22 protein-coding genes and 1 pseudogene are annotated in these 26,225 nt (G+C 39.1%); 2 read left to right on the top strand and 21 right to left on the bottom strand.

Going from position 1 to position 26,225, the window contains the following annotated elements; translation table 11 throughout:
* Positions 1–5: 5 nt before the first annotated feature.
* The 11 genes and pseudogenes from hslO to pth all read right to left on the bottom strand — a co-directional run bounded on the left by hslO (position 6) and on the right by pth (position 13,164).
* The gene (gene hslO, locus AUF14_RS15090) at positions 6–890 is read right to left on the bottom strand and encodes an Hsp33 family molecular chaperone HslO (RefSeq protein WP_049219841.1); all 885 of its coding nucleotides are present in this window, start codon (positions 888–890) and stop codon (positions 6–8) included.
* 263 nt (positions 891–1,153) lie between these two features.
* Positions 1,154–1,700, bottom strand: a pseudogene (locus AUF14_RS15085) (GNAT family N-acetyltransferase).
* A gap of 121 nt (positions 1,701–1,821) precedes the next feature.
* Positions 1,822–3,891: an ATP-dependent zinc metalloprotease FtsH gene (gene ftsH / locus AUF14_RS15080; RefSeq protein WP_049219842.1), complete on the bottom strand. Its 2,070-nt coding sequence runs from the start codon at positions 3,889–3,891 to the stop codon at positions 1,822–1,824.
* Between the two features lie 96 nt (positions 3,892–3,987).
* On the bottom strand, positions 3,988–4,533 hold the full coding sequence (hpt, locus tag AUF14_RS15075; RefSeq protein WP_016181557.1) for a hypoxanthine phosphoribosyltransferase: 546 nt from the start codon (positions 4,531–4,533) through the stop codon (positions 3,988–3,990).
* A 13-nt stretch (positions 4,534–4,546) separates the two neighbouring features.
* Positions 4,547–5,881 carry a tRNA lysidine(34) synthetase TilS gene (tilS, locus tag AUF14_RS15070; RefSeq protein ID WP_049219843.1) on the bottom strand — a complete coding sequence of 445 codons (1,335 nt, stop codon included), beginning with the start codon at positions 5,879–5,881 and terminating at the stop codon, positions 4,547–4,549.
* 268 nt (positions 5,882–6,149) lie between these two features.
* Positions 6,150–6,593, bottom strand: a complete 444-nt coding sequence (locus AUF14_RS15065) for a S1 domain-containing RNA-binding protein (RefSeq protein WP_016181559.1) — start codon at positions 6,591–6,593, stop codon at positions 6,150–6,152.
* Between the two features lie 54 nt (positions 6,594–6,647).
* Positions 6,648–7,082: an FtsB family cell division protein gene (locus AUF14_RS15060; protein WP_016181560.1), complete on the bottom strand. Its 435-nt coding sequence runs from the start codon at positions 7,080–7,082 to the stop codon at positions 6,648–6,650.
* A 73-nt stretch (positions 7,083–7,155) separates the two neighbouring features.
* The gene (locus AUF14_RS15055; RefSeq protein WP_016181561.1) at positions 7,156–7,425 is read right to left on the bottom strand and encodes an RNA-binding S4 domain-containing protein; all 270 of its coding nucleotides are present in this window, start codon (positions 7,423–7,425) and stop codon (positions 7,156–7,158) included.
* 3 nt (positions 7,426–7,428) lie between these two features.
* Positions 7,429–8,991 (bottom strand): putative polysaccharide biosynthesis protein, encoded by a 1,563-nt coding sequence (locus AUF14_RS15050; RefSeq protein WP_053089555.1) that lies wholly within the window; start codon positions 8,989–8,991, stop codon positions 7,429–7,431.
* Between the two features lie 39 nt (positions 8,992–9,030).
* Positions 9,031–12,543 carry a transcription-repair coupling factor gene (mfd, locus tag AUF14_RS15045; protein WP_049219844.1) on the bottom strand — a complete coding sequence of 1,171 codons (3,513 nt, stop codon included), beginning with the start codon at positions 12,541–12,543 and terminating at the stop codon, positions 9,031–9,033.
* Between the two features lie 63 nt (positions 12,544–12,606).
* Positions 12,607–13,164 carry an aminoacyl-tRNA hydrolase gene (gene pth / locus AUF14_RS15040; RefSeq protein ID WP_049219845.1) on the bottom strand — a complete coding sequence of 186 codons (558 nt, stop codon included), beginning with the start codon at positions 13,162–13,164 and terminating at the stop codon, positions 12,607–12,609.
* A 359-nt stretch (positions 13,165–13,523) separates the two neighbouring features.
* Here pth and AUF14_RS15035 point away from each other — a divergent pair, with 359 nt between their 5' ends.
* Positions 13,524–14,504 (top strand): L-lactate dehydrogenase, encoded by a 981-nt coding sequence (locus AUF14_RS15035; protein WP_016181565.1) that lies wholly within the window; start codon positions 13,524–13,526, stop codon positions 14,502–14,504.
* Positions 14,505–14,710: 206 nt separating this feature from the next.
* The gene (locus tag AUF14_RS15030) at positions 14,711–16,117 is read left to right on the top strand and encodes a L,D-transpeptidase family protein (protein ID WP_049219846.1); all 1,407 of its coding nucleotides are present in this window, start codon (positions 14,711–14,713) and stop codon (positions 16,115–16,117) included.
* Between the two features lie 98 nt (positions 16,118–16,215).
* Here the strand turns inward: AUF14_RS15030 and AUF14_RS15025 are convergent, their stop codons facing one another.
* From AUF14_RS15025 to AUF14_RS14980, 10 genes are all read right to left on the bottom strand, one after another.
* The gene (locus AUF14_RS15025) at positions 16,216–16,938 is read right to left on the bottom strand and encodes a YebC/PmpR family DNA-binding transcriptional regulator (RefSeq protein WP_049219847.1); all 723 of its coding nucleotides are present in this window, start codon (positions 16,936–16,938) and stop codon (positions 16,216–16,218) included.
* A gap of 73 nt (positions 16,939–17,011) precedes the next feature.
* A complete protein-coding gene (locus tag AUF14_RS15020) occupies positions 17,012–17,515 on the bottom strand; it encodes a VanZ family protein (RefSeq protein ID WP_016181568.1) in 504 nt (167 codons plus the stop codon).
* Positions 17,516–17,578: 63 nt separating this feature from the next.
* Complete coding sequence (locus AUF14_RS15015; RefSeq protein WP_049219848.1) at positions 17,579–19,018, bottom strand: C40 family peptidase; 1,440 nt, start codon at positions 19,016–19,018, stop codon at positions 17,579–17,581.
* Between the two features lie 226 nt (positions 19,019–19,244).
* Positions 19,245–19,775: a rod shape-determining protein MreD gene (gene mreD, locus AUF14_RS15010; RefSeq protein ID WP_049219849.1), complete on the bottom strand. Its 531-nt coding sequence runs from the start codon at positions 19,773–19,775 to the stop codon at positions 19,245–19,247.
* Entirely contained in the window at positions 19,772–20,632 is an 861-nt protein-coding gene (gene mreC, locus AUF14_RS15005) for a rod shape-determining protein MreC (RefSeq protein WP_048721925.1), read from the bottom strand. The genes mreD and mreC overlap by 4 nt, the downstream gene beginning before the upstream one ends.
* 157 nt (positions 20,633–20,789) lie before the next feature.
* Positions 20,790–21,428 (bottom strand): thiamine diphosphokinase, encoded by a 639-nt coding sequence (locus tag AUF14_RS15000; RefSeq protein ID WP_016181572.1) that lies wholly within the window; start codon positions 21,426–21,428, stop codon positions 20,790–20,792.
* The gene (gene rpe, locus AUF14_RS14995) at positions 21,428–22,078 is read right to left on the bottom strand and encodes a ribulose-phosphate 3-epimerase (RefSeq protein WP_016181573.1); all 651 of its coding nucleotides are present in this window, start codon (positions 22,076–22,078) and stop codon (positions 21,428–21,430) included. Before rpe ends, AUF14_RS15000 begins: the two co-directional genes overlap by 1 nt.
* Positions 22,079–22,284: 206 nt before the next feature.
* On the bottom strand, positions 22,285–23,166 hold the full coding sequence (gene rsgA / locus AUF14_RS14990) for a ribosome small subunit-dependent GTPase A (protein ID WP_049219850.1): 882 nt from the start codon (positions 23,164–23,166) through the stop codon (positions 22,285–22,287).
* A 165-nt stretch (positions 23,167–23,331) separates the two neighbouring features.
* The gene (pknB, locus tag AUF14_RS14985; RefSeq protein ID WP_049219851.1) at positions 23,332–25,482 is read right to left on the bottom strand and encodes a Stk1 family PASTA domain-containing Ser/Thr kinase; all 2,151 of its coding nucleotides are present in this window, start codon (positions 25,480–25,482) and stop codon (positions 23,332–23,334) included.
* Positions 25,479–26,222, bottom strand: a complete 744-nt coding sequence (locus AUF14_RS14980) for a Stp1/IreP family PP2C-type Ser/Thr phosphatase (RefSeq protein ID WP_049219852.1) — start codon at positions 26,220–26,222, stop codon at positions 25,479–25,481. The genes pknB and AUF14_RS14980 overlap by 4 nt, the downstream gene beginning before the upstream one ends.
* Between the last annotated feature and the right edge of the window lie 3 nt (positions 26,223–26,225).

The raw sequence follows: 26,225 nt of genomic DNA, 5'->3' as shown, positions 1-26,225 counted from the left end.
CACTGCTATTCCCCCAAAATTTCGTGTTTCAATTCATAAAGGTCTGCTTCGCTATATTCATATTTGTTGTTACAAAAAGCACAGACCGCTTCTGCACCATGATCTTGATCAATCAATTCTTGAATTTGCTCCGCTCCTAGTGTAATAATCGCTGATGCAAATTTTTCTTTTGAACAATCACATTTAAATTGAACAGACATGGTTTCTAAAAATTCTACATCATCTGTTGCTAATAACTTCTGCAGAATTTCTTCTGGCGTCTGACCTTCATCTAACAAGGTCGAAATACGGGCTGTTTCTTTAAGTCGCGCCTCAATTTGATCAATAATCTCATCACTGGCTCCCGGCATAATTTGGATCATGAAACCGCCAGCCGTTTTGATAGAATCATCCGTATCAACTAGAACAGAAACACCAACCGCTGATGGAATTTGTTCTGATACAGCTAAATAATAGGTAAAATCTTCCCCAATCTCGCCAGAAACAATCGGTGTCTGACCAGAAAATGGTTCTTTCAATCCCAAATCTTTAATGACCGTAAACATACCTTCTGTTCCAACTGCTCCACGCACATCGATCTTACCGACTTCATTCAAAGGTAAGCTGATATGTGGATTTTTGATATAGCCTTTTACCTCGCCTTTTCCATTACTATCTACAACGATAGCTCCTGCCGGTCCATTGCCTTCTATTTTTACAGTCATTTTATCTTCGCCTTTTAACGTTGCGCCTAGCATTAAAGCCCCAATCATCGTACGTCCTAGGGCTGCAGAAGACGTATTCCATGTATCATGACGACGCTGCGCCTCAGCGATGGTTTCTGTCGCATTAACAGCGTACGCTCTTACAAATCCTTCATAGGCTAATGCTTTCACTAAATAGTCACTCAATCTATTTGCTCCTTAATATTTTATATTATTCCTTGTTTTTACTCGTGATTGCATCATACTAGGTGTTCAAGCTTTTTTCAACTTCTTCGTACGACGTCATATGGAAAGTTTAACAATATTTTTCAATCAAAGCGTTAGCTAAATGTAGTTTTGAGCAACAGATATTTTTACACAGATCCTCTAATAATTTGCAAGTCTATAACTAGCCTCTCATTTTCGTAGCCTTGTGTTCTATATTCAAACCTATTCAATAGGTCGCACCTTTAACAACTCACATCATTCTTAATCGTTCTACCAAGTTCTTTCACCATAATTAAATCCGTTTGCTTATCTATTTCAATATAAAAATTATGTGTCCCGTTTTTTCTAAAACCAAACATTTGATAAAAAAGCAACGCATTCTCATTCTCTTCCCATACACCTAGCCAGATAAGTTTACGTCTCTCCTTAGTAGCAAGTTCAATAGCAAACTCTAATAATTGTCGGCCTAAACCCTGACGCTTGTATTCTTTACGGATATAAATCCGTTCGATCTCTAGTCCATTCCGATCTATCTTCTCAGTTTGCGCTGAATCGATATTCAATTTTAAATATCCAGCAAGTAGATTATCTAAATAGATAAAAAAGAAACGTGAATTTGAATTCATCATTTCCTTTTTTTAATTTTTCTAAATGATACGCTTCAATCAAATACTCCTCAAGATTATCTGAATCATTTTGCTCAGCAAAAGTGTCACTGAACGTTTCTATACTGATTTTTTGCAATTCGAGCAAATCTTTAATTTTGCATATACGAATAGATCCTTCCATCTTTATCATCCGCCTATATTAACAATCTGCTTTATTCGATATTTCTCTTTAAATTTCCTATACGATTCTGACAAATAGAAAACAAACGGCATATCCTAAGGACATGCCGTTTCGCTTTATTTTACTCTTGATTATCGTTTGTATCTTCTGGTTCGATTTTATCATCTGAATCTTTACGTTCATTTGCTTTATCTTCAGCCTGTTTTTCAGCATCTTTTTCTTCCAAAGCACGTTTTGCTTCTTCAAATGTTTGAGCTTGAGTTTTTTCACTTGGATAAAGACTATCAGAACCTGCAGGCATTTCGCCTGTTTCAAACAATGATTTGATTGCTTTGGCATCCAGTGTTTCGAATTCCAATAATTTTTCCGCAATCAATTTATGCTGTTCACGATGTGTCTCAATGATTTCGCGAGCTTTATCATGTGCCGCCATCAAGATATTTCGAACTTCTTCATCAATCTCAAAAGCAACTTGTTCAGAATAAGCTTTTGTTTGACCATAGTCACGACCAACAAAGACTTGATGATTTCCTTCGTATTGAACCGGTCCAAGCTTCTCGCTCATTCCGTATTCAGTTACCATGCTTCGAGCTAATCCAGTAGCTTGTTCGAAGTCATTTGATGCTCCAGTTGTTTGAGCATTAAAGACGATTTCTTCTGCTGTACGACCACCTAGTAACCCAACGATTTGCTCAAACATATCGTCTTTCGACATCAACATTTGATCTTCTTTTGGTAAGGCAATCATATATCCGCCAGCACGTCCACGAGGAATAATCGTTACTTTATGCACCACACGAGCACGGTTTAAGACCATACCAATAATCGTATGACCGGCTTCATGGTAGGCAACCATCTCGCGTTCACGTTTACTGATGACGCGGTCTTTCTTAGCAGGTCCTGCGATAACGCGATCTTCTGCTTCATCCACGTCTGAAGCGTCAATTTTTTTCTTATTACGACGAGCAGCAACTAAAGCAGCTTCATTCAAGACATTTTCTAAATCCGCACCGGCAAAGCCTGGCGTTTGTTGCGCAACAACTTTCAAATCAACATCGTCTGCCAAAGGTTTGTTACGAGCGTGCACTCTAAGAATCGCTTCACGACCTTTAACATCTGGGCGACCAACTAAGATTTGACGGTCAAAACGGCCTGGACGTAATAACGCTGGGTCCAACACATCAGAACGGTTGGTTGCAGCAATGACGATCACACCTTCATTTCCATCGAATCCATCCATTTCAACAAGTAACTGGTTCAGCGTTTGTTCACGTTCATCGTGACCGCCGCCCATACCTGCACCACGTTGACGACCAACAGCATCAATTTCATCGATGAAGATAATCGCTGGCGCATTTTTCTTAGCTGTTTCGAATAGGTCACGAACACGAGAAGCTCCGACCCCAACAAACATTTCCACGAAATCTGACCCTGAAATTGAATAGAACGGCACACCTGCTTCACCAGCTACGGCTTTAGCAAGCAATGTTTTACCAGTCCCGGGAGGTCCTTCAAGTAGTACACCAGCCGGAATACGGGCACCTAATTCGACGAAACGACGTGGATCTTTTAAGAATTCCACAACTTCGACTAATTCTTGTTTTTCTTCTTCAGCGCCGGCTACGTCAGAGAAACGTACACGATTAGCTTTTTTATCAGCTTCTTTAGCTTTTGATTTACCAAAGTTCATGACACGGCCATTGCCGCCGCCACCGCCGCCTTGTTGTCCTAGCATCATGTAGAAGAAGAATATCATAATCAAGATAGGCAAGAAGCTTACTAATAAAGTAACCCACATACCGCTGCTTGATTCTTCCTCAATCGTTATTTTAACTTTATTTTCTTTTGCTAGGTCATTGACCTGGCTCAGAGTTGAATCATTTGGCAAAACAATGGTTGAGAAATGTGTCGTTTTTGACTCTGTTCCTCCCCCAATAATGCTCAAGCCGCCGGAATTAGCAACTTCCTGTTTTGCCTTATACTCACCAGTGATTTTATAGACACCACCAGCAGGCTGGATCTTGATGTTCTTGATTTTGCCATCTTGAATCTGTTCCGTAAAGGTTGAATACTCGATATCTGGCGAAGCTGATTTGTTATCTCCAAAAAGGAAATAAACAACCATGACCATAGCCAAGATGACGAGAATATAATAGAGAGCATTTTTTACTCCCTTATTGTTTTTGTTCATCTGCGTCCTCCTCGCACTTGTTAGCTTATTAGCTTGTTAAAAAAGTTTTATCAATTTTGACCTTTTAAGTATATCATACTGTGATTTTTTCGGTCACTAATTTGATTGATAAATTTCCGGCTTCAATACACCTACATATGGCAGGTTCCGATATGCTTCAGCATAGTCTAAACCATAGCCAACGACGAATTCATTAGGCACATCAAAACCAACATAATCAGCATGGATATCCACCACGCGTCCTTCTGGTTTATCCAACAATGTGACGATTTTCACTGATTTAGCTTTCCGATATTTAAATAGATCAACTAAATAGCCAAGTGTTCGACCACTATCAATAATATCTTCTACAATTAATAAATCGCGACCTTCCACATTGGTATCTAAGTCCTTGATGATTTTTACCTCGCCCGAAGAAACTGTCTGATTCCCGTAACTTGAAACATCCATAAAATCCAATTCTAAATGAGCATCAATTTCACGAACGATGTCAGCCATAAAAGGTATGGCTCCTTTTAAAATACCAACTACCAATGGATTTTTATCGGTATAATCTGCTGTTAATTGTACGCCTAATTCGACACAGCGTTTTTGAATATCTTCTCTAGTAATCAATACTTTTTCAATATCTTTTGCTAGCATGTAGAAACTCCTTTCATTTCGCTACTTGAAGCGTATAGTCAAGTATGTAGTGTATTCTATCAGTTTCAGTTGCAATACTCAAATAGGAATTGACAAAAGGCAAAAGCGCTACAATTTCTCCAGCAGAATCTTCCACCACCCATGCTTGATCACGGATATCCATCGGAGTTTTTTTATCAATAAAATAACGGCTAATGCGTTTTGTTAATGTTTCAGTCAAACGGATTCGATCACCATCTTGGCGACGACGGATCGTTAGAGGGAGTTTAACTGTGAGTGGTAACGGAACTTGGTATACACCTTTATCCGCGACTGTATCACTTCTTCTTAATGCAATCGTTTCATTGTCGGATAAGAAAAAGCGTTCGTTTTCTCCCAAAAAATATTTTTCCTGATGGACAATTATCTTCTTTTCCAAATAGAAATGTTGGTATCTACGTGAAAATTGCCAGCCCTCCCCTAAATCTAAGACCCATTGACTGACAGGACGCTGGATTTGGTCTAGCAGTAAAAACAATTGTCGCTGTGAGACGACTAGATTCGTTTGTAGAGCCTTCTGCTGAAAAAATATCGACAGAAAATAATAACGAGCACCCGTATCCGTGGGAAGCGTATCAGCTGAAAAAAACCACCGCTGTCCATCGTATTCGATATTTCTTAAATTTTCTTTTAGCGCCTCTGTAATTAACTGATCTGCCCAGAGCAATTGCTGATGAAACTGTTGAGCATTCGCTAATATTTGCGGATTTTCTTTTTTTAACTCTGGTACGATATTTTGACGGATTCGATTTCGAAAGTAGTCTTGTGAAATATTCGTAGCATCTTCAAAATAAGTCAAATTCTTCTCTTCAGCATATTCATAAAGCGTCTCTTTCGAGAAGGACAACAGTGGACGCAGCAATATTCCATTACCGAATGTTTGCTGGCGCACGATTCCGCTATGACCTGTAAACGAGCCGCCACGCGTCAAACGCATTAAAAGTGTCTCTAGCTGATCGTCTCCATGATGAGCAGTAAGAACTAGATCATAGTTTTCCTGCTCCATAATTTCCTTAAAAAAAGCATAACGGAGATTACGGGCAGCAGCCTCAACATTTTTCTTAGCAGGTTTTTTCCAAATTTTTAAATAAAAAGGTATGTCTTGTTTTCGGCAATAATCATGTAAAAAATCCGCTTCAACCTTCGATTCAGTGCGCAATTGATGATCCACGTGAGCTACACCGATAGTCAGTCCTTGCCGCTCCAATAGATGCAAAAGAACCATTGAGTCAACGCCTGTAGAAACTGCTAGTAGTATCTTTTTATCAGCAGTTAATTCAGGATTTTTACGAAAAAAGTCTTGTTTCATGTCAAACTCCTTGATTTATAAGAATACTCAATCTCTATCATATATTCTCTAATCATACTTTCCAATTATTAATTCATTATGAACTTCACTTGTATTGATTTTATCGCCAAGTAATCAATAGAATCTCTTTTCCTTTAAAAAAAGGAGCTGTGACAAAAGTCTTGTCACAGCTCCTTTTTCCGAACACACGTTGTTCCAGAAGTAGCTTCTTAGGAAATATACCGAAATTTCTTAGAGCTGAGCACTTCTGTCACAACCTTCCTTTATTTTAACTACGGCGGCCTCCGCGACCACCGCGTTTTCCTTCAGTATTACGTTTGATCGATGACAAGCGATCATCGCTATCCTTTAAAAAGGAACTCATCAATGAATCGAAGTCCTGTTTGCCGCTATTTTGTGGTTTGCCTTTAGGCGCAGGTTTTGAGCGATTATTATCACGAAACTCACGTTTAAAAGGTTTCTTTTCTGGCTGTGGCTGATCTTGGGCTTTGCGAATCGAAAGACCAACTTTACCGTCGTCTCCGACTGAAGTCACTTTCACTGTTACTTCATCGCCGACAGTTAATACATCATGAATGTCTTTTACGAAACCATTAGATATTTCACTGATATGGACTAAGCCCGTTTTGCCCTCTCCCAAGTCAATAAAGGCACCAAAATTGGTGATCCCTGATACTTTTCCTTGCAGCTTAGCTCCTACTTCGATTGACATAAAAAAATTGTTCCTCCTAATTTTTTTCCAATTTATTTAAAACTGCAACGAAATTTATTTAGCAGTTTCGGATTTAACAACTTCATCAGCAGTTTGTTTATCTTTATTAGATGTATTTGCTGAATCTGGTAAAACAAAAATTAATTCACCATCTTTTGAATAATAGAAACGACTACGGGCTAGCTTAGCCACATAGTTATCATCTTTCAAGAGCTTTACGTCTTGCCGCAAGTCAGCGACTCGGTCATCCACTTTGGCAGACTCAGCAACAGTTTTGACTTTAATCTCATTTAGTTCACTTAAATGACGTTGCTCATTAAAGATTTGAACTCCCATGACAATAGCGACAAAGGCAGCAATAGCTATTAAAGCTGCTAAACGACGACGTTTAAAAATCAATTGACGATGTTGCTTTTGAAATTTAAGATATTGCTCTTTTGCATATGGCGTATCTAACGAAGCAATTTTTTGCGTCTCGTTTTCATTCATTACTGCTCGCTCCTTACATGAAATTCTTTACTATTATATCAACTCAAGTTATAATTGTCTATTTGAATTACCCCTAATTTCCGTTATTTTCTACACGTGTCTCACTAATGATACGGTACATTTTAGCTGCGTCATCTTTTTTTGTTGATTCATGCAGTTCTTCTACAGCGACCTCTAGAATTTTATTCCCAAATTGTATACGCAGTTCATCACCAACTTTTACATCTGTTGAAGATTTTGCTAATTTTCCATTTACTTGGATTCGTCCTTTATCAGCAACTTCTTTCGCCACTGTACGGCGTTTGATGATTCTTGAAATTTTTAAAAATTTATCTAATCGCATAAATTATCTCCTTTTCCAATTTATTCTCAATAATTTACTTCCAAATGGCAACATCAGCCATTCTCGAATGGTTAATAAACGTAAGTGGATAGCAAGGATTAGAAAAGCGCTCCCTCCTATCAGTACACCACAAACAGCAGCCACTAATGCCAAACTCCTTTTATAGACCATTCCAAAAATAATGTTGATACCGCCATAATAACATAAGAGCACTACTACCATGCCAGTTAAACAAATAAAAAGTTTTCGCATAAAATGACGCTGAGTACCATAATTCCGTATTTCATGATCACAGGCTAAATGCAAGATAAGTAAAGCTACCGCTAATCCTAATAATGTCGACAGGCTGGCTCCAACTGTACCAAATTGTTTTGTCAGCCCTCCCGTGGTTACCATTTTTATTAACAGTCCAGCTCCTGCCGCCTGTAGTGAACTACGATATTCGTTTTGACTTTGTGCAATACTTTGATAAGCCTGTACCATTGCCATCAAAAAAATCGCAAAAACAAACAGGACTAGAGGACTATTCCCTTGATAATCTTTGAATAGCGCATAATTCACATAGGGAAGCAGCATAGCTAACCCGATCGAGGCTGCTGCACCAATCGCACAAGTCAAACGCAAAAAAATCTGACTCGTTTTCACAAACATTCCACGATCCCGACTGATCAAATACCGTGTAAGTAACGGCAAAAAACTAGAACTCAAGGCTAAGGCTATCACTAAACCTAATTGAACCAACGGCTGACCCCGATCATAAATTCCTTTTCCTAACTTTGCACCATGTTCGCTTAGTCCAAAATCAACTAAGGCTTTTTTTACGGTAAAGGAGTCGATCAATTGAAATAAAATCAATAGACCGCTGTAGATCGTCATCAAGCCTCCCTCAAGTACTAATCGTTTTCCTAGCGCTATCATCTTTGTGCCAAAAACCGGTACTCTTCGTAAAAGACTCGTTCCTAAAACCTTTCTTCGGTAATACCACAAAACTAGAACTGCCGCAATTCCGCCAACCAAAGCACCAGACATCGCTACTTTTCCCGTGTAGTAAACATCCCAGCCAAATTGCTTAAATGACCAAGCAGCAACTACGATCACACAAACACGGATCAATTGCTCCAACACTTGTGATACAGCTGTCGGCACCATTAATAATTTTCCCTGAAATTCTCCTCGAGTAATCGAGAGGAAAGGCATAATAATAAAAGTAAAGGACACCACTTGAATCAAGGGCGCTAAATTTCTGTCTCCCATCCAATTTGCTAATGGTTGAGACGAGAAAAAAAACAACGCCCACAAGATCAAACCAAAAGCACTGATCAAAGGAAACAGCTCTTCCAGTGCTCGACGCTGTTCTCTAGGTTCTTTTTGCTCCGCTACATATTTTGAAATAAACTGTGGCAAACCTGACAACGCCAAAGTCATGGCAATACCATAAATTGGATAAACCTGCTGATACACATAAAAGCCTTCATCACCCGCAAAGTTTTGATAGGGTACACGATAAATAGCGCTCAATAATTTTGCTACAAAAGATGCGGCAGTTAAGACAAAGGCCCCCTGCATCATCACTCGCATTTCTTTATTCGCCAGTGCCTCCACCACCTATTCTTTGTATTTTTGTTCTCGTAATGCACGAACAAATTTGCTGATCTCTCTTAGCCAAATCGCTTCGTCCATCGTTTTTTCAACTACTAGTTTTATGACCATATGATCCTTTTCAACGCCTAAAGTTGCTTTCATCTTCGTAGCGCTCAACGCTTCGAATAGCTGTTCAACTTTATATGCTTTCGTCCCAACCTTGCTTAAAGTAAAGATAATCTGCTGCTGACGTTTTTGGATACTTTCAACTAGCGCACGATCACCGTCCATCTTGATTTGTCCGATGTTTAACAAGTTCGCTACTTCATCTGGATAATCTCCGAAACGGTCCACTAAATCAGCTTCTACCTCGTCTAGCATCTCTATACTTTCTAACTCACGAATCCGTTTATAAATTTCAATTTTTTGTCGTTCATCTTCGATATAAGTTCCCGGAATATAGGCATCAACCCCTAAGTTGATTTCGACGGAAGTACGTTCAACCTGGGTATTTTTCCCTTGCTTACGGTCGACTGCTTCAGACAACATTTGTGAATACATATCAAATCCGACCGCGTCAATGAAGCCATGCTGCTGCGCTCCTAAAAGATTTCCGGCGCCACGAATTGATAAATCGCGCATCGCGATTTTAAAACCCGAACCTAATTCAGTGAAGTCTTTAATTGCTTGGAGCCGTTTTTCACTGACTTCATTCAAGATTTTTTGTGGCTCATACATAAAGTAGGCATAGGCAATACGGTTGCTTCGGCCAACCCTTCCACGTAATTGATATAATGTTGACAGCCCCATATAATCGGCATTCTCAACAAACAATGTGTTAACATTTGGAATGTCGACACCTGTCTCGATAATTGTTGTAGTAACTAATATGTCGTATTGTCCATCAATGAAATCCATCAATGTATTCTCCAATTGAACTTCTGTCATTTGCCCATGAGCAAATCCTATTTTTGCGTCAGGAACTAACATTTGCAGTTCTTCCACTTTCCGTTCAATTGTCTCTACTCGATTATAGAGATAAAACGCTTGTCCACCACGTGCCATTTCACGTTCGATTGCTTCGCGGATTGCGCCAGGATTCGTCTCCATTACATATGTTTGGATCGGATAACGATTTTCTGGCGGCGTTTCGATTACGGACAGATCACGCACACCCAACATCGACATATGCAATGTTCGAGGAATCGGTGTCGCCGTCAACGTTAACACATCAACTTGTGATCGCAGCTGTTTCAACCGTTCTTTGTGTTTTACCCCAAAACGCTGTTCTTCGTCAATAATTAACAAGCCTAAATCAGCAAACTGCAAATCCTGTGATAAAAGCCGATGAGTTCCCACCACGATATCGATTTGTCCTGTACGGATTTGTTCGATTGTTTCATTCTGTTGTTTTTTTGTACGGAAGCGACTCAGCATCGCTACATTAACGGGAAAATTCTCGAACCGTTCCGTCATTGTATCAAAATGCTGCTGAGCCAGAATCGTCGTTGGTACAAGAAACGCAACTTGTTTGTTTTCCTTGATTGCTTTAAAGGCTGCGCGTAATGCTACTTCGGTCTTACCGAAACCGACATCCCCAACTAATAAGCGATCCATTGGGCGAGCTTTTTCCATGTCGTGTTTGATCTCAGCAGTGCTACGCAGCTGGTCATCTGTTTCACTATATGGAAAGGCGTCTTCAAACTCTTTTTGATATTCATCATCAGGACCAAAGGCATAGCCACGTTCTGCTTCACGTTTGGCGTAAAGCTCAATCAAATCATCTGCGATATCTTCGATTTTTTTCGATACTTTACTCTTAGTTTTCGACCATTCACTGCCACCTAATTTATTAATCTTCGGCGGTTTCGCCTCAGAAGAGACATATTTTTGAATTAGGTTCAATTGGGTCACTGGAATGAATAGTTTATCATCTTTTTGGTATACAATTGACATGTAGTCTTGATGGACCCCATCGATCTCAATCGTTTCCATCCCAATGTATTTACCGATACCGTGATTGGCATGTACAACATAGTCTCCGGCTTTTAATTCATTATAACTCTTTAGGCGTTCTGCATTGGAGATTGTCTGTCTTCGAGCCCGCTTTTTTGTGACTTTTTGAAAGATTTCACGTTCTGTTACTACAACTAATTTGTCCTGTGGTAATTCAAATCCATTCGTCAAGCTACCTGTAACAATCTGGGTCTGACTAATCAATAATTGATCAGGAGTGGTTTGAACTGCTTTGATTTCCACATCATGAAACTCCTGAGTCAGCTTTTCTTGCCGTTCTTGGTCAGATACAAGGAATAATACCGTCTGTTCTTGCTTTTGCCAACGGTCAACTTCTGTTTTTAATAAAGGCATTTGTCCAAAAAATTGCTGCATTGATCGGTATTGGAAATTATGGATCGCTTCAAAGCGTAAATTCCCCATCCCTTTTTGAAATAACGAAAAGAAGCTAGTCACTAACTTACTCTTTTTGATTAGGTCATGAGCATTCATACCAAAAGTTTGATCAGAAAAAACACGCAATTCTTCAATTTTTTGCGTATGCCATTCGGCCTCTTCCCGCTCCATTTCGCGTTGTGCTTCCATCATACGTGGATAATCGTCGACAAACAACTGTGCATCTTTGGCAAAATGATCCAGTAGTGAAATTTTTTCCTCGTATAATAAATCTGTGTAATACTTAGCTTGCTCTGTCGGAATACCGTCTTCCCAAGAAGCAATTAATTGTCCAAAATAGTCATTTAAGAAATTGTAGTCTTCTTTATCTTTAGTGACGGCCAAACGATTTTGCAAGAGCTGGTTTACTTTTAAAGCCCCTTGTGCCAAATCGTGTGCAGAAAAAACTAGATCAGTCGTTGGTGTAATCCATACCTCATTTAGATTCTCTACCGAACGTTGAGTCTCTGGTTCAAAATAACGTAATGAATCAATTTCAACATCGAATAGCTCTACCCGAACAGGATATTCTGTCGTTAAGGGATAAATATCAATAATACTTCCTCGCATGCTGAATTCACCAGGTTTACCAACCATTGTTTGACGTTCATATCCCATCAATACTAAACGCTGCGCTAAGTTCTCTAAATCAACCTCACTGCCAATTTCCCAGTGTAATTGGTTTTCTCTCCATGTCTCGATTGAAGGTAGATATTTACGTAGAGCAGCAGCAGGCACAACGTATATTCCATTTTCTCCTTGTGATAGAGCCTGTAAAGTAGAAACACGTTCAGCGCGTGCTTCTGGTGACGCAAAAGCCATCTCAGCTGAAAGCACCTCATCCACTGGGAATAAATGAACATCCTCGACAATCTGCCGTAGCTCATCAGCAAGTTGATTACTGTAATAGAGATTCGGAACTACTACTACTGTTTGTTTTTCTTCCGCCTGATGTGTAGCAGCCATTACCAAAGCTTTCGCCGAACCTGAAAGTCCAATCAGCAATTGCCGCTTTGCTTTTTTTTCTAAATTAGACTGCCATTCTTTTACTAGTGGCAACTGATTAATAATTTCAATCAAATTCATTTTCTTACTCCTTATCTACTTCTAATCTTCAAAATTCTGAATAACGTTGAAAAAGAATCAGCTTTAATTAAACCGATTCATCGTTTTTAAAAAATCATTACCTATAACAAAATCATCCGCTGCATCAGCCGCACGAGCAACACTATCCGCGATTGTCATTTCATCTTCTTTTCCAAATGTGCTCAATACATGATTTACCACTGTTTTTCCATTTGGACGACCGATACCAATCTTGATTCGATTGAACTCTTGCGTCCCAATATGTGAGATGATACTTTTTAATCCGTTATGCCCACCCGCACTGCCTTTTTGTCTCAAGCGCAGTTTGCCAAGATCCATATCCAAGTCATCTGCTATAACAACTAATTCCTCTAGATAGACGCCGAAATAGGTCATTAACGGACCAACTGCTCGACCTGATTCATTCATAAAGGTCATTGGTTTTACCAACAATACTTTCTCACCATCTACGAAATAATCAGCCACTTCAGCTTCAAAAGCATTCTTTTTGAAAACTGCACCATGCTCCGTCGCCAATCGATTCACAACCATAAAGCCAACGTTGTGTTTTGTATTTTCATATTTTTTTCCTGGATTTCCCAAACCTACGATCATTTTCATATTGTTTCGCCTCGTTCTTTTAGATATGTAATTCCTTCTTGTAGCAAAGGAATGTCACTTTTCATCTGCATGACAAAATGCTGGGTAGTCAAATGACTACCCAGTCCAAATTTTTCTTTATACAGTATAACACAAACTAACCTGTAGTGACCGTTTTCAGCGCTTTAAGTCTCTTATAAGTTTCTGTTATTTTTGAAAAAAGTTAATAGTACCAGCTTCTTGAGCTATTAACACATGAAGCGTTTTCTTCTGAAACAGCTAAAATAACTGTATTATTAATGAGTAAAATACGTGACAAGTTTCATTAATTAGTGTTATCATTCCTCTGGAAAAACAAATATTAGAAGGGATTGGTACACATGACTGCAACAGCAGCTAGTAAAACCCATCAAAAAGTAATGTTAATCGGAGACGGCGCAGTAGGTTCAAGTTATGCCTTCGCTCTTGTCAATCAAAATATCGCTCAAGAAATCGGTATTATCGATATCGATACCAACCGTACACAAGGAGACGCTATCGACTTATCACACGCATTAGCCTTTACATCACCTAAGAAAATTTATTCTGCTTCTTATGAAGATTGTCACGATGCTGACCTAGTTGTCATTACCGCTGGTGCACCACAAAAACCAGGCGAAACTCGTTTGGATTTAGTTGGTAAAAACCTACGCATCAATAAAAGCATTGTAGAACAAGTTGTTGCTTCTGGTTTTGACGGAATTTTCTTAGTAGCAGCAAACCCTGTAGATATCCTAACTTACTCTACTTGGAAATTCTCAGGTTTCCCTAAAGAACGCGTTATCGGATCTGGTACATCTTTAGATACAGCTCGCTTCCGTCAAGCAATTGCTGAACTAGTAGACGTTGATGCACGTAACGTCCATGCATATATCTTAGGTGAACACGGTGATTCAGAATTCCCAGTTTGGTCACACGCTAACGTTGCTGGCTTGCAAATTTACGAATGGGTCAAAGACAACCCAGAAGTTGATGAAGAAGAATTAGTTAACTTGTTCTTCGGTGTACGTGACGCTGCTTATGAAATTATTGAGAAAAAAGGCGCAACATTCTACGGAATCGCTGTTGCTTTGGCTCGTATCACTCGTGCAATCTTAAATGACGAAAGTGCTGTATTCCCACTATCTGTTTATTTAGAAGGACAATACGGACAAAATGATATTTATATCGGTGCTCCAGCAGTTATCAATGCTAAAGGAATCCAAAATATTATCGAGATTCCATTAAGTGATGCTGAAAAAGATCGTATGGATGCTTCTGCTTCCCAACTTAAAGAAGTTATGGACAAAGCTTTCGCTGATCTTGAAGCTGAAGGAAAATAGACTTTTCACTACCGCAAAGAATCCTCATATTCTTTGCGGTTTTTTTAATATTTGCTAACGTTTCAAGACAAATCACTCGTATTTCGGCTATTCTGTGGTATATTTATACTCGGTATATCATTTAAAATTAGTAGCTATTATATAGATAAAATTGCTTTGATGATTAATGAAGACCAAATACAAAAAAGCCATGAGGAGTTATTTCGATGACAAGAAATGAAAAAAGAAATTCTCGTAGCCGAACACGGATCGGTGTAATTGTTGTTTTAGGTTTATTGGTAGTTTTGGTTGGCGGATACACTATTCGCAGTACATATTATGCTCAAAGGTTTCTCCCAAATACAGTAGTTAATGGAGTAAAAATCAATAATCTTACGGTAAGTGAAGCCAATCGAAAGATTACCCGTGAGCTATCGGACTCACCTTTCCTAATTAAGATTGACAACGAAAATTGGAAAGAAATCAATCGAAAAGATTTAGGCTGGCAAAATGATTATCTGCCCGGTTTAAAAACGTTGCAGAAAAAACAAAATCCTTTTAGCTGGGGCATGCAATTAGTCTCCGCAGCTGAGAAAAAGGATGTTGACGGCAATACCTTGGACGAAACAAAATTGAATGCTGTCGGTGAAGCAGTCCGAGCAGAACTAACTCAAACAAACACAACTCGAACAGCTACAGAAAATGCAAAGGTTACTCGGACAAATGAAGGTTTTGAGATAACCCCAGAAAAACAAGGAAATACAATCGATATTGACGCTGCCGTTGACGCTTTCAAAGAGGCAGCAAAAAACGGGAAACATGATATTGATTTCGATAATTATCTAACTAAACCTACTATCACTAAAGATGATCCTGAGTTGAAAAAGACGATGGACAAAATGAATGCTGTAGCAAAAATCAAAGCAAACTACAACATCAATGGAGAAAATTTCCAAATCCCTACAGCAGATATCAACAGCTGGTTAATTGATGACAATGGTACAATGTCACTAGACCAAGAAAAAGTTACCGCCTATGTTACTAGTTTAGGTGAAAAATATAATACCAGTTCAAAACCAACTGAATTCAATAGTACTCGCCGCGGAAAGGTTTCTGTTCCGGCAGGTACTTACAGCTGGACTATCAACACTTCAGCAGAAGTTGAAGCTTTAACGAAACAAATCTTAGAAGGTAAAGATTTTACTCGCTCACCAATCGTTACTGGTGCAACAACAGCTGACAAACCTCTAATAGATAAAACGTATATTGAAGTAGATTTGCAAAATCAACATATGTGGTATTACAAAGATGGCAAAGTTGCTTTAGAGACAGATATTGTCAGCGGAAAACCAAGTTCTCCAACGCCTCCGGGTGTCAATTATGTTTGGTCAAAAGAGACCAACAAAACCTTAAAGGGAAAAAATGATGACGGAACAGATTATGCAAGTCCAGTAAAATACTGGATGCCGATTGATTGGACCGGGGTCGGCCTTCACGATTCAGATTGGCAGCCTGAATATGGCGGGGAACTTTGGAAAACTCGCGGCTCCCATGGTTGCGTGAACACCCCACCTGATGTAATGTCTAGACTCTTCGACATGGTGGAAGTCGGTACACCAGTATTAGTATTTTAGAAACGAAAAACCAGCGAGAATTTCGCTGGTTTTTTTATTCGGCTCAATTGTAATATTAGCTCTAATAATCAAAGCTAGATGATTCGCTGAGTTTATAATTATCCTGCTGAAGTGAACACTTCTGAAACATCGTCATCATCTTCCAACTTCTCAACTAAACGATCTAACTTTTCTTGTTGCTCTTCATTTAATGCAACTGTGGTTTGAGGGATCATCGTCAATTCTGCCTGTGCCAGAGTAAATCCATCCTCTTCTAAGTGATCCCGCACACTGGCAAAATCTTCCGCTGCAGTATATATTTCAAAGACTTCTGGTGAAGTCTCTAGTTCTTCTGCTCCAGCTTCTAATACATCTTCAAGCATTGTGTCCTCATCCACAGATAAGCCCTCACGCTCAATAGCAATATATCCCTTTCGATCAAACATATAGTTCACTGAACCAGTTTCTCCCAAATTCCCACCATTTCGAGTAAACGCAACACGTACATTCGTTGCTGTTCGATTACGATTATCGGTTAAAGCATGAACTAATATTGCGACACCACCGGGCCCATAACCTTCATACGTAATCTCATCATAATGTTCACCTTCGCCTGCTGATGTCGCTTTTTTGATCGCACGGTCAACATTGTCATTAGGCATGTTAGCAGATTTCGCCTTGTCTATCACCAAGCGAAGTGCGGGATTTGTACTTGGGTCAGGTCCTCCAGCTTTAGCAGCCATATAGATTTCCCGCGACATTTTTTGAAAGATTTTTCCTCTTTTCGCATCTTGAGCATTTTTACGCCCTTGAATATTATGCCATTTACTATGTCCTGACATGGTACATTCCTCCCATATTTTTGGTCTCTATTATTGTCTACCTGAAACTACTTTCCGTCAAGAATAAACACTATTAGCGCTTTTTACGAATCGTCTGATAAACAATAATAATTAGACAAGCAGTCAGTGCCCCAAAAGAATCTAACATAACATCCTGAAATAATGGTGTTCGTCCACCATTCAGCATTTGATGAAATTCATCTGTTGCGGCATAACCAGTTGCAGCCATCCATGCGAAATACAGACCTAAGACTGATGATTTTTGCTTTAATTTCGGGGATAATCCTAAATATAAGCTGCCACCTAAAATAAAATAAGTCATAAAGTGTGCACCTTTACGAATAAAAAATTCAACAAACTTAACATAACCCTTTGCTGAAATACTTACCTCACTACCTGCATAGTCAAAAGAAATCTTGCTAAAAAAGCCTTTTAGCGGTTCGTTCACTAATACTCTTTGAATTAGACCAACTTGGCTTTGCTGTTGATAGGTCATTGAAGAACTAATAAATAGAACCAGCATCATCAAAACAGCAATACCTAAATAAAAATTTCCATTTTTCAATTGTTTTTGCATTGCATTTCCTCCATTAAAAAAACCGGTACGAAATTCGTACCGGTCACGATTAATTAAATTAGCTTACATACGAACCGCAAAGCTTGGCGCATAGTAACTTACAGAACTTACTGTAACTGTTTCACCTGGTTGTGGTGCGTGGATGTATTGTCCACCGCCCATTGCAATGGCAACATGATACGTTCCACCAGGGCTACCCCAGAAGTATAAATCTCCCGCTTGTGCTTCGCCAACTGAGATACGAGTTCCAGCTGATTCTTGAGGTACTGTCCAGCCACCGATTTCGCGTCCAGTAGCTTGACGGAACACGTATGAAGTAAAGCCAGAGCAGTCGAATCCTGCAGGTGTTTTTCCACCCCATACATATGGCGTACCAATATATTTCATAGCTTCCGCAACTACGCCTGAACCATTTCCAGATGGTGCTGGAGTTGGTGTAGGCGTCGGTGCAGGTGTTGATGGCGTTTGGTTATTTGTTGTTGATGAAGTCGAGCCTTGATTATTTGAATTTGTATTTCCTGTACCAGACTCAGAAGGCGTTGTTGGTGTTGCTCCACCGCCTTGGAAATTATCTTCATTTGAAGATTCTGTCGCTGAAGAATCCACTGTGCTTGATTGAGTTTGCTCAGTTGAAGAAGATTCTACAGTAGAACTAGAACTTTCAGTTGTAGTCGTGCTAGCCGCAGCTTCTTCTTGTGCTTTACGATCAGCTTCCGCTTTAGCATCTGCATCTGCTTTTTCTTTAGCTTCTGCATCTGCCTTCTTAGCAGCTTCTTGCGCTTCCGCAGCTTTACGTGCTTCTTCTTGAACACGTTGTTGTTCTTTGATAGCCGCTTCTTGTTTTTCTTTCAAACTTGCTTTGTCGCTCTCAGCTGTTGCTTGTTCAGCAGCTAATGTTGTTGTTTGAACATTTAAATCAGCTTGCTTAGCGATCAAATCACCTTTTTGACTTTCTAAAGTCGCTTGGTTAGCAGCAATTTGCTCTTGTTGCTTTTTATTTTCAGCTTGTTTTTGTTCAACTTCTGCTTTGTCCGCTTTTTGTTGTTCAACTAAATCGTTATTTGCTTTAACGATCGTTGTCATTGCTTGAACACGGCTAACAGCATCAGTGAATGATTCAGCATTCAATACTACATCAATAACATTTGTACCTGAAGATTGTTTAACTTGTGTATCACGCGCTTGCTCTTTGATTGCCTCGGAGCGTTTTTCAATACGTTTATCTAACGTTTCGATTTGCTTTTGTAATTCTTGAGATTTTTGTCTTAGAGATTCTTGTTCGTTTAATAGGCCTTGAGCCTTATCGTTAATTGAAGCAACTTCACCTTCTAATGCACTAATTTGTGACTGCGCATCGGTTTGTTGGTTTTGTAAACTTGAAATTTTCGCATCCTGATCTGCAATTTTACTATCAAATTCATCGGCAGAAGCTGCGGCTGGAGCTGCTAATGCGCTTAATGTTACTGAACATACCATTAATGCTGATAACAAACTTTTTTTCACTCTTATGTCCTCCGACTATTTTTTAAGTTTAATTTTAAAGTTTTGATTTTTATTAGACTTTTTTCTAACACATTCATGAGTTTACCACAGCTGTATGTCATGCAGATAATAGCTTTGTTACAAAAACATTTCAATTCACTATTTTTTAGTTACAAATTTTGTCTACAAAAAAACAGAAGAAAATTCCTTCTGTTTTTTTTGTTTATTAAAATAATCGGATTATCCCTTATATACCAAGCTCTTCTTCGGGTGGCCCAATCAATATTTTTTCTAATGGAAAGATTAAAATTACAAATGTTAGAATATTAAAAAGCAACGTTGGGCCTAAATATCGCGGAACAAAAAAATCGCTGCTGACCCCTGTTAGTCCGAAAACAGATTGCAATAATAAACTGATTAATTCAAAGAGCGTTACACTGATTACAACAGTAAAAAAGAGCGTTAAAATATTTTGCTGAATGGTTTTTTTAAAAAAATAAAATACCATGACTAGTAACGGGAAAATCACAGCATAGATTCCAATAACGCCAATATAATACAGATCATACAATGTCCCCAAGACTAAAGAAGTTCCTAATAAAAAACGCTCGTTAACAACACGAGAGACAATCAAAAGGACCAACAGCGCTAAATGTGCGTTTGCAACATAGATATTGTCTGTCCAAGCTGCGATAATTCGTGTGACATGGGCATCTATTAAAAATAAGAAAAATAATAAGAACGGGGTAATATATTTTAGAGTTGTTCTACTAATCATTCTGTCGCTCCCGCCATTCTTTGAATAATCGTTACGACTGAAATATCATACATTTGTGCATAGGGTTTGATGTAAACTTCACGATTTAACCCATAGCTGTCTGGCTTCACTTTTACGACCGTACCGATGGCTAAATCAGCTGGTGAGTTCCCACCTAACCCAGAAGTCTGAACGACGTCTCCTTCTTTAATATCTTGATCACCTGTAATTTCTGACGCAATTAATTGTTGCGCCTTTACATCATACTTACTTAAAACACCAAATGAATTTCCTTTATCTGAACTTATTCTTACCGGAAAATGATTACTGCTTTTATTATCAGAGGTTAATAGTTGAATTTTGGAGGAATGAGCATTCACTTCCATTACTCGACCAATCAGACCTTTCTTAGACATGACCGCCATATTCCCTTCAACTCCGTCACTGCTACCCTTATCAACGATCAGCATATCTTGCCATGTATCGGGAGAACGGGTGATAACATTAGCTGTAACTTTTTCATAGCTGGTTAACGTTTGATTCAATTCAAGTTCATTTTTCAAACGTTCGATTTCTTGAGCTTGATTCTTTGTCTGCTGTTTCACCTCATCATATTGATCAATTTCATTCTTTAGTTTTTGATTTTCTTCATACGTATTAATTAAATTGGAAACAGCTGCTACACCGCTGCCAAGCCAACGTCCTGGTGCAGTAATAACTTTATCAACCACGCTGATAGTATCATTAATGGTCGATTGAACAACATTTGTATCACTATCCTTCGCACGATTTGCTGCAGTAATCGATACAGTTGCTACAATAATAATAACAACAATTAGTATGATAATAATATTCTTATTCGGATTAAACTTTCTCACGTAGGCACCTCTGAACGCTATAATATAGAACAAATTTTAACACTAAATGAAGGGATTAAAAAGCTTGGGCGATTGATTTTAGAGAATTTTAGTATCTCTACATAAACAAAAAAGAAGCAGTGAACTCGTTCCCAAAAAACGATTCAATACTCCTCGATTAAATATCTTTACTTTGTATCACAGCAATCAGACCAGTTGAAAAACTTACCTCAGCATTTCCTGTTAAAAACTCATTGCTAGCTAAGCTAGTTGGCTGTAGAAAATCAACGACGTCAAGTTCATATTTTACATTCTTTAAAGTCAATTTACTTACAGGAGTCAAGCAACAGAAAGCTAGATATTTCATAGACGGAATTTTCTCAATAACGTGGTTTCCTGAAGATATGTAATTTACCGTATTTCCTTTATCTGCTATGGTGATCTGAGACAAAAAAGGTTCAAACCGTGGTTCTAATCCTAACCACAAATTCGCTAATAAGTGATCCAAACGTCCGCCTGTCGCACCAATTAAAGTTACATCCGCTTTAGGATATCGTTCAAAGGTACGAACTAACGCCAATTGTGTATCTGTATCATCCTTTTCAGCAGGTGAGGTTTGCACTTCAGCAACTTGGCTAAACACTTCCTTTTTTTCAGCATCATTTAACGAATCGAAATCGCCAATCGCTAAATCAGGAATAATTCCTCGACGCAAAAGGTATAGATTCCCTCGATCAATTCCGATGATTTTATCAAAATCATTTGAAATAGCAGGCCAGTGATTAGGATCACCGCCTGCCACAAGTAAAGTTTTCATTATTCGATAGCCGTTCGCAGTGCATTGATTTTTTCTTCTGGATTTTCCGCGTCATAGATGTATGAACCTGCCACAAAAACATCTGCTCCAGCTTCTGCACATTTTCTTGCTGATTCTGGCTGAATTCCACCATCAACCTCTATTTCATAACGGTAACCATGCTCTTTGCGCAGCCGGTCTAATTCTGCAATTTTTTCAACTTGACTCTCAATGAATGATTGTCCACCAAAACCAGGATTGACCGTCATCACTAGAATTTGATCTACATCATTTAAAATGTACTTGATTGATTCTACCGGTGTTCCTGGATTCAATACAACACCTGGTTTTACACCTGCAGCCTTGATCATTTGAACCACGCGATGAATATGCGGTGTAGCTTCTACATGAGCCATAATAATATCCGCTCCGGCTTTTGCAAAATCATTGATATAATTTTCTGGATTAGCGATCATCAAATGGACGTCTAACGGTAATTTGGTAACTGGACGCAATGCGTTCACCACAACTTGACCAAAAGAAATATTTGGGACAAAGTTTCCATCCATCACATCGATGTGGATGTAGTCAACACCTGCATCTTCTACCATTTTCACTTCTTCACCTAAGCGTGCAAAATCCGCACTTAAAATCGATGGGGCAATTTTCATAGTCGTTTACTCCTTTTTCTTTTTTAATGTATTTATTTTCCCTTTCAGAAAAAATAAGTCTGATTTTCAAGCCGTATTTCATCCAACTAGCGCCCTACAACATTGAAACGTACTAATATTTTTAAGGTCGCCTTTATACAAAACGTACTGCGAAAAGTTGGACTGACATCCTTTTTCTTTTTAATGAATTTATTTTCCCTTAAAAACTACTTATTTTTTTTGTAGATAGGTCGACGTTTTTCGATTTCTTGTAGAAACTGCAAATAATTATCGTAACGACTCTGTGCAATCGTTCCTTCTTCTAAACGATGCTTTACTTCACAGCCAGGTTCCTTCACGTGTCGACACTCACGGAAACGGCAATTCGGCGCAGCTTCACGAAATTCTGGAAATTGTTTTGGAAGTTCATCAGCTGTAATTTCTAAAAAATCAATCGAACTGAATCCGGGAGTATCGGCTACCAAACCACCAAATAACTCTAACAGCTCGACGTGGCGAGTAGTATGACGTCCGCGACCTAATGAATCAGATATTTCCCCTGTCTCTAAATTCAAGTCCGGCGAAACAATATTCAACAATGTTGACTTTCCAGCTCCTGATTGTCCCATAAAAACGGTTAATTTATCTGCAAATAAATTTGTTAATTTTTGCTTATCTTGTTCACCATCAATTACAGGATAACCGAGCGGCTCATAAACTGAACGGATTTCATCAACCAACATTTCATCAGCGACTAAATCCGTCTTAGACAAATAGATGATCGGATGAATATACTTATTTTCCAAAGTTACTAGGAAACGATCCAATAGATTGTAAGAAAAATTGGGCTCCACTAGGCTAGTCACAATCACACCTTGATCAACGTTAGCGACTGGTGGACGAACCAAATCATTTTTTCTTGGTAGCAATTCAAGAATATAGCCTTCACTATTTTCTTCGCTACTAAAAACAACATCATCCCCAACTAAGGGTGTCAATTTTCTTTTACGAAAGTTTCCCCGTGCGCGAGTTTGATAAATTTCTCCTTCACTAGCAACATAATAAAAACCACTCAGGGCTTTACGAATCTGTCCTTCGATCCGTCTCATCTCCTTTTTCTTTTGAAAAATTAATTCAATCTACAAGCCGTGTACTATCTTTACAAACATTTCTACAATCATCTTACAATTCAGCTTTATTGTAGCATACTTCAAATCTAATTTCAGTACAAATAACCTAAAAACCTTTCCTAAAGAATTTAGGAAAGGTTTTTTCTACGGTACTGAGATTGTTTCAGCCTTTTGAACATTTTTCGTGACTGCTGAATTACCATTACGTTGGACTTCAATGGTGGCAGATTCTCCTTTGATAATCGTTACTGAGACAGACTGTTCCATTGAGGAGGTATTTTTGTCTAATTTAAAGTCTAAAGCTCGTGTTGAAGTTGCGTTTTTTGCATCTTTCAGCATCACTGTAATCGTATCTTGTTGATCACCTGAACCAGTAAATTTAGCAGATATCGTCACATCAAAGCTTGTCTCTTCATTTTCTGGTCCCTTTGAAACATAGACTGTTACATTACTGCCAAGCTTTATAGAACCTGCTCCGGGATCTGTTCGAATAACTTTTCCCTTTTCAACATCATCTGAAAATTCTTGTTGCTCAGAATATTTTAAGCCTAAATTGGAAATTGTACTTTCCGCCGTAGCTTTATCTTGACCAGATAAGTCATTTAGTGCAGCATATTCTGATCCTGAACTGACTTTTAAAGTAATTGTGTCTTTTGAAGTCAATCCTGTTCCACTGACAGGGTCTTGACTGATGACCTCGCCAGCTTCAATTGTCTCGCTATATTCATCTATCCGTTTGATTTGATCTATTGTAATCCCTAATTGCAACAGGCTTTGTTCAGCCTCATCATAGGTCATTTGAGAATAATCACCGATTTTTATTTTTTCAGGACCGTCTGAAACCTTAAAAGTAATCTCATCTTCTTTTGGATCAAGCTTGGTCCCGCTTTGAGGGGTTTGACTCAGAATTTGTCCTGCTGGAACTGTGTCGTCGTTGACTTTTTCAGAAACAATATTTTTTTCTAAAAAACCAATTTCCACTAGCTCTTGTGTTGCAGCATCAATCGTCTGACCTTTATAGCTTTTTATCGTAACCTTCTTAGTACCTGAGCTGATAAATAACCGTACAGAACGACTCTTTTTAATCATAGTACCCGCTTCAGGACTTGTCTTAACAACGTGACCCTTTTTTATCGTATCGCTCGGTACTTCGGATGTTTTACTATCAACGGTCAAATTTGCATTCTTTAACGCGGTTCGCGCTTCTGCTTCAGTCATATTCTCAACTTGAGGAATCGATATTTCAGCGGAACTGGTTAGCAGATACCCAACAACCCCGCCGATTCCCAACATCAGCAATAAGAAAATGATAATAAAGCGCTTCTTACCTTTTTTCTTTTTCGGCTTTTCTTCGGGTGCAGGCTGTTCTTCTTTAGGTTTTTCAGTCTGCATATCTTCTGGCTGAATTGGCGTCAATACTTTTGTCTCATCCAGCATCACCGTTGGTTGCCACGGCAATTCATTTGCCCGACCGGATGTTAACGCAGTTGAAAGATCCGCTGCCATTTCTTCGGCCGTCTTATAACGATCTGCCGGCTCCTTCGCAGTTGCGTGCATCACAATGTTCTCTAATGCTTGCGGCACTTCAGGATCAAAGCCTTTTACCGATGGCATTTCGTCTTGAAAATGCTTCAGTGCAATAGTTACCGCCGATTCACCGTCAAAAGGAACACTACCGGTGATCATCTCATACAAAATGATCCCCAAAGCATAAATATCCGATTGCTTTGTTGCCATACTGCCGCGGGCTTGCTCTGGTGATAGATAATGGACAGAACCTAACATAGAATTGGTTTGGGTCAGAGAGGTTTCAGATAAGGCGATCGCAATACCAAAATCCGCGATTTTTACCACGCCTGCCTGATCCATCAAAATATTTTGGGGCTTCAAGTCACGATGGATAATTCCATGTGCGTGAGCTAGGCTCACTGCAGATAGAATTTGTTCCATGATATCTACAATCTTGCCGTAAGGAATGTGCTGATGCATTTGGATATAGCGTTTCAAATCCATTCCCTTCACGTATTCCATAACCAAATACTGCATACCGCTTTCTTCGTCCACATCGTAAACACCGACGATATTGGGATGAACCATTTCAGTTGCTGCTAAAGCTTCCCGTTGAAAACGACGAATCGCAGTTTGATCATTTTGAAAATCGAAGCGTAATATTTTGATGGCAACATCACGATCCAAAATCAAATCGTGGGCCAAGAAGACGTTAGCCATACCGCCGCTGCCGATATTGGCGATGACTTTATAACGTCCATTGACCAATTTGCCTATTTCGATCATGGACGAGCCTCCCCTTCAAAATGGATCAGCAAGACAGTGATGTTATCTGCACCACCAGCATCATTGGCCGCATTAATCAATTGTTTCGTCTTAGCTTCCAATGTTTGATCACTTTCCACGATTGCTAAAATATTTTCTTCACTAACCATATTAGTCAAGCCATCTGAGCACAGCAACAAATAATCGTTCTGATGACACTGATGCTTTGAAATATCTGTTTGGATCGTGCCAGCAATTCCTACCGAACGTGTCAGTACATTCTTTTGCGGATGGATTGCCGCCATTTCTGCAGTAATTTCTCCCGATTTCAGCAGCTCATTAACCAAGGAATGATCATCTGTCAATTGCTGCAACCGATTATTTTGAATCAAATAGGCTCGGCTGTCACCGACATGAGCCAACACAAATTTTTCATCCAACAAGGCTGTACTGACGATTGTTGTTCCCATTCCTTGCATTTCAGGATGAGCAATCCCTTCTTGATAGATCGCTTCATTGACATTTTGAATTTCAGCTGAAAACCATTTAGCGGCTTCTTCAGGCTGCTCAATAGTTGAGGTCGACCAAGCAGCACCTAATCCGTCAACCGCCATTTTACTAGCAACATCGCCAGCCAAATGACCGCCCATGCCATCGGCTAATATCGCTAAATACATACCTGCTTGATTGGTAAAAACATTTGCATAGTCTTGATTCATATTGCGCCGCTTGCCGATGTCTGATTGAAATTGAATCTCCATCTT

Origin of the sequence: Enterococcus avium (assembly GCF_002891025.1) — a bacterium.
In the GTDB taxonomy this organism is placed as follows: Bacteria; Bacillota; Bacilli; order Lactobacillales; family Enterococcaceae; genus Enterococcus_A; species Enterococcus_A avium.
This window is presented reverse-complemented; position numbering and strand designations above follow the sequence as displayed.

Excerpts from the sequence above, each read along its gene's own strand:
- ftsH (WP_049219842.1), bottom strand. The coding sequence starts at position 3,891 with ATGAACAAAAACAATAAGGGAGTAAAAAATGCTCTCTATTATATTCTC.
- hpt (WP_016181557.1), bottom strand. The coding sequence starts at position 4,533 with ATGCTAGCAAAAGATATTGAAAAAGTATTGATTACTAGAGAAGATATT.
- tilS (WP_049219843.1), bottom strand. The coding sequence starts at position 5,881 with ATGAAACAAGACTTTTTTCGTAAAAATCCTGAATTAACTGCTGATAAA.
- AUF14_RS15065 (WP_016181559.1), bottom strand. The coding sequence starts at position 6,593 with ATGTCAATCGAAGTAGGAGCTAAGCTGCAAGGAAAAGTATCAGGGATC.
- AUF14_RS15060 (WP_016181560.1), bottom strand. The coding sequence starts at position 7,082 with ATGAATGAAAACGAGACGCAAAAAATTGCTTCGTTAGATACGCCATAT.
- AUF14_RS15055 (WP_016181561.1), bottom strand. The coding sequence starts at position 7,425 with ATGCGATTAGATAAATTTTTAAAAATTTCAAGAATCATCAAACGCCGT.
- AUF14_RS15050 (WP_053089555.1), bottom strand. The coding sequence starts at position 8,991 with ATGCAGGGGGCCTTTGTCTTAACTGCCGCATCTTTTGTAGCAAAATTA.
- mfd (WP_049219844.1), bottom strand. The coding sequence starts at position 12,543 with ATGAATTTGATTGAAATTATTAATCAGTTGCCACTAGTAAAAGAATGG.
- pth (WP_049219845.1), bottom strand. The coding sequence starts at position 13,164 with ATGAAAATGATCGTAGGTTTGGGAAATCCAGGAAAAAAATATGAAAAT.
- AUF14_RS15035 (WP_016181565.1), top strand. The coding sequence starts at position 13,524 with ATGACTGCAACAGCAGCTAGTAAAACCCATCAAAAAGTAATGTTAATC.
- AUF14_RS15030 (WP_049219846.1), top strand. The coding sequence starts at position 14,711 with ATGACAAGAAATGAAAAAAGAAATTCTCGTAGCCGAACACGGATCGGT.
- AUF14_RS15025 (WP_049219847.1), bottom strand. The coding sequence starts at position 16,938 with ATGTCAGGACATAGTAAATGGCATAATATTCAAGGGCGTAAAAATGCT.
- AUF14_RS15020 (WP_016181568.1), bottom strand. The coding sequence starts at position 17,515 with ATGCAAAAACAATTGAAAAATGGAAATTTTTATTTAGGTATTGCTGTT.
- mreD (WP_049219849.1), bottom strand. The coding sequence starts at position 19,775 with ATGATTAGTAGAACAACTCTAAAATATATTACCCCGTTCTTATTATTT.
- AUF14_RS15000 (WP_016181572.1), bottom strand. The coding sequence starts at position 21,428 with ATGAAAACTTTACTTGTGGCAGGCGGTGATCCTAATCACTGGCCTGCT.
- rpe (WP_016181573.1), bottom strand. The coding sequence starts at position 22,078 with ATGAAAATTGCCCCATCGATTTTAAGTGCGGATTTTGCACGCTTAGGT.
- rsgA (WP_049219850.1), bottom strand. The coding sequence starts at position 23,166 with ATGAGACGGATCGAAGGACAGATTCGTAAAGCCCTGAGTGGTTTTTAT.
- pknB (WP_049219851.1), bottom strand. The coding sequence starts at position 25,482 with ATGATCGAAATAGGCAAATTGGTCAATGGACGTTATAAAGTCATCGCC.
- AUF14_RS14980 (WP_049219852.1), bottom strand. The coding sequence starts at position 26,222 with ATGGAGATTCAATTTCAATCAGACATCGGCAAGCGGCGCAATATGAAT.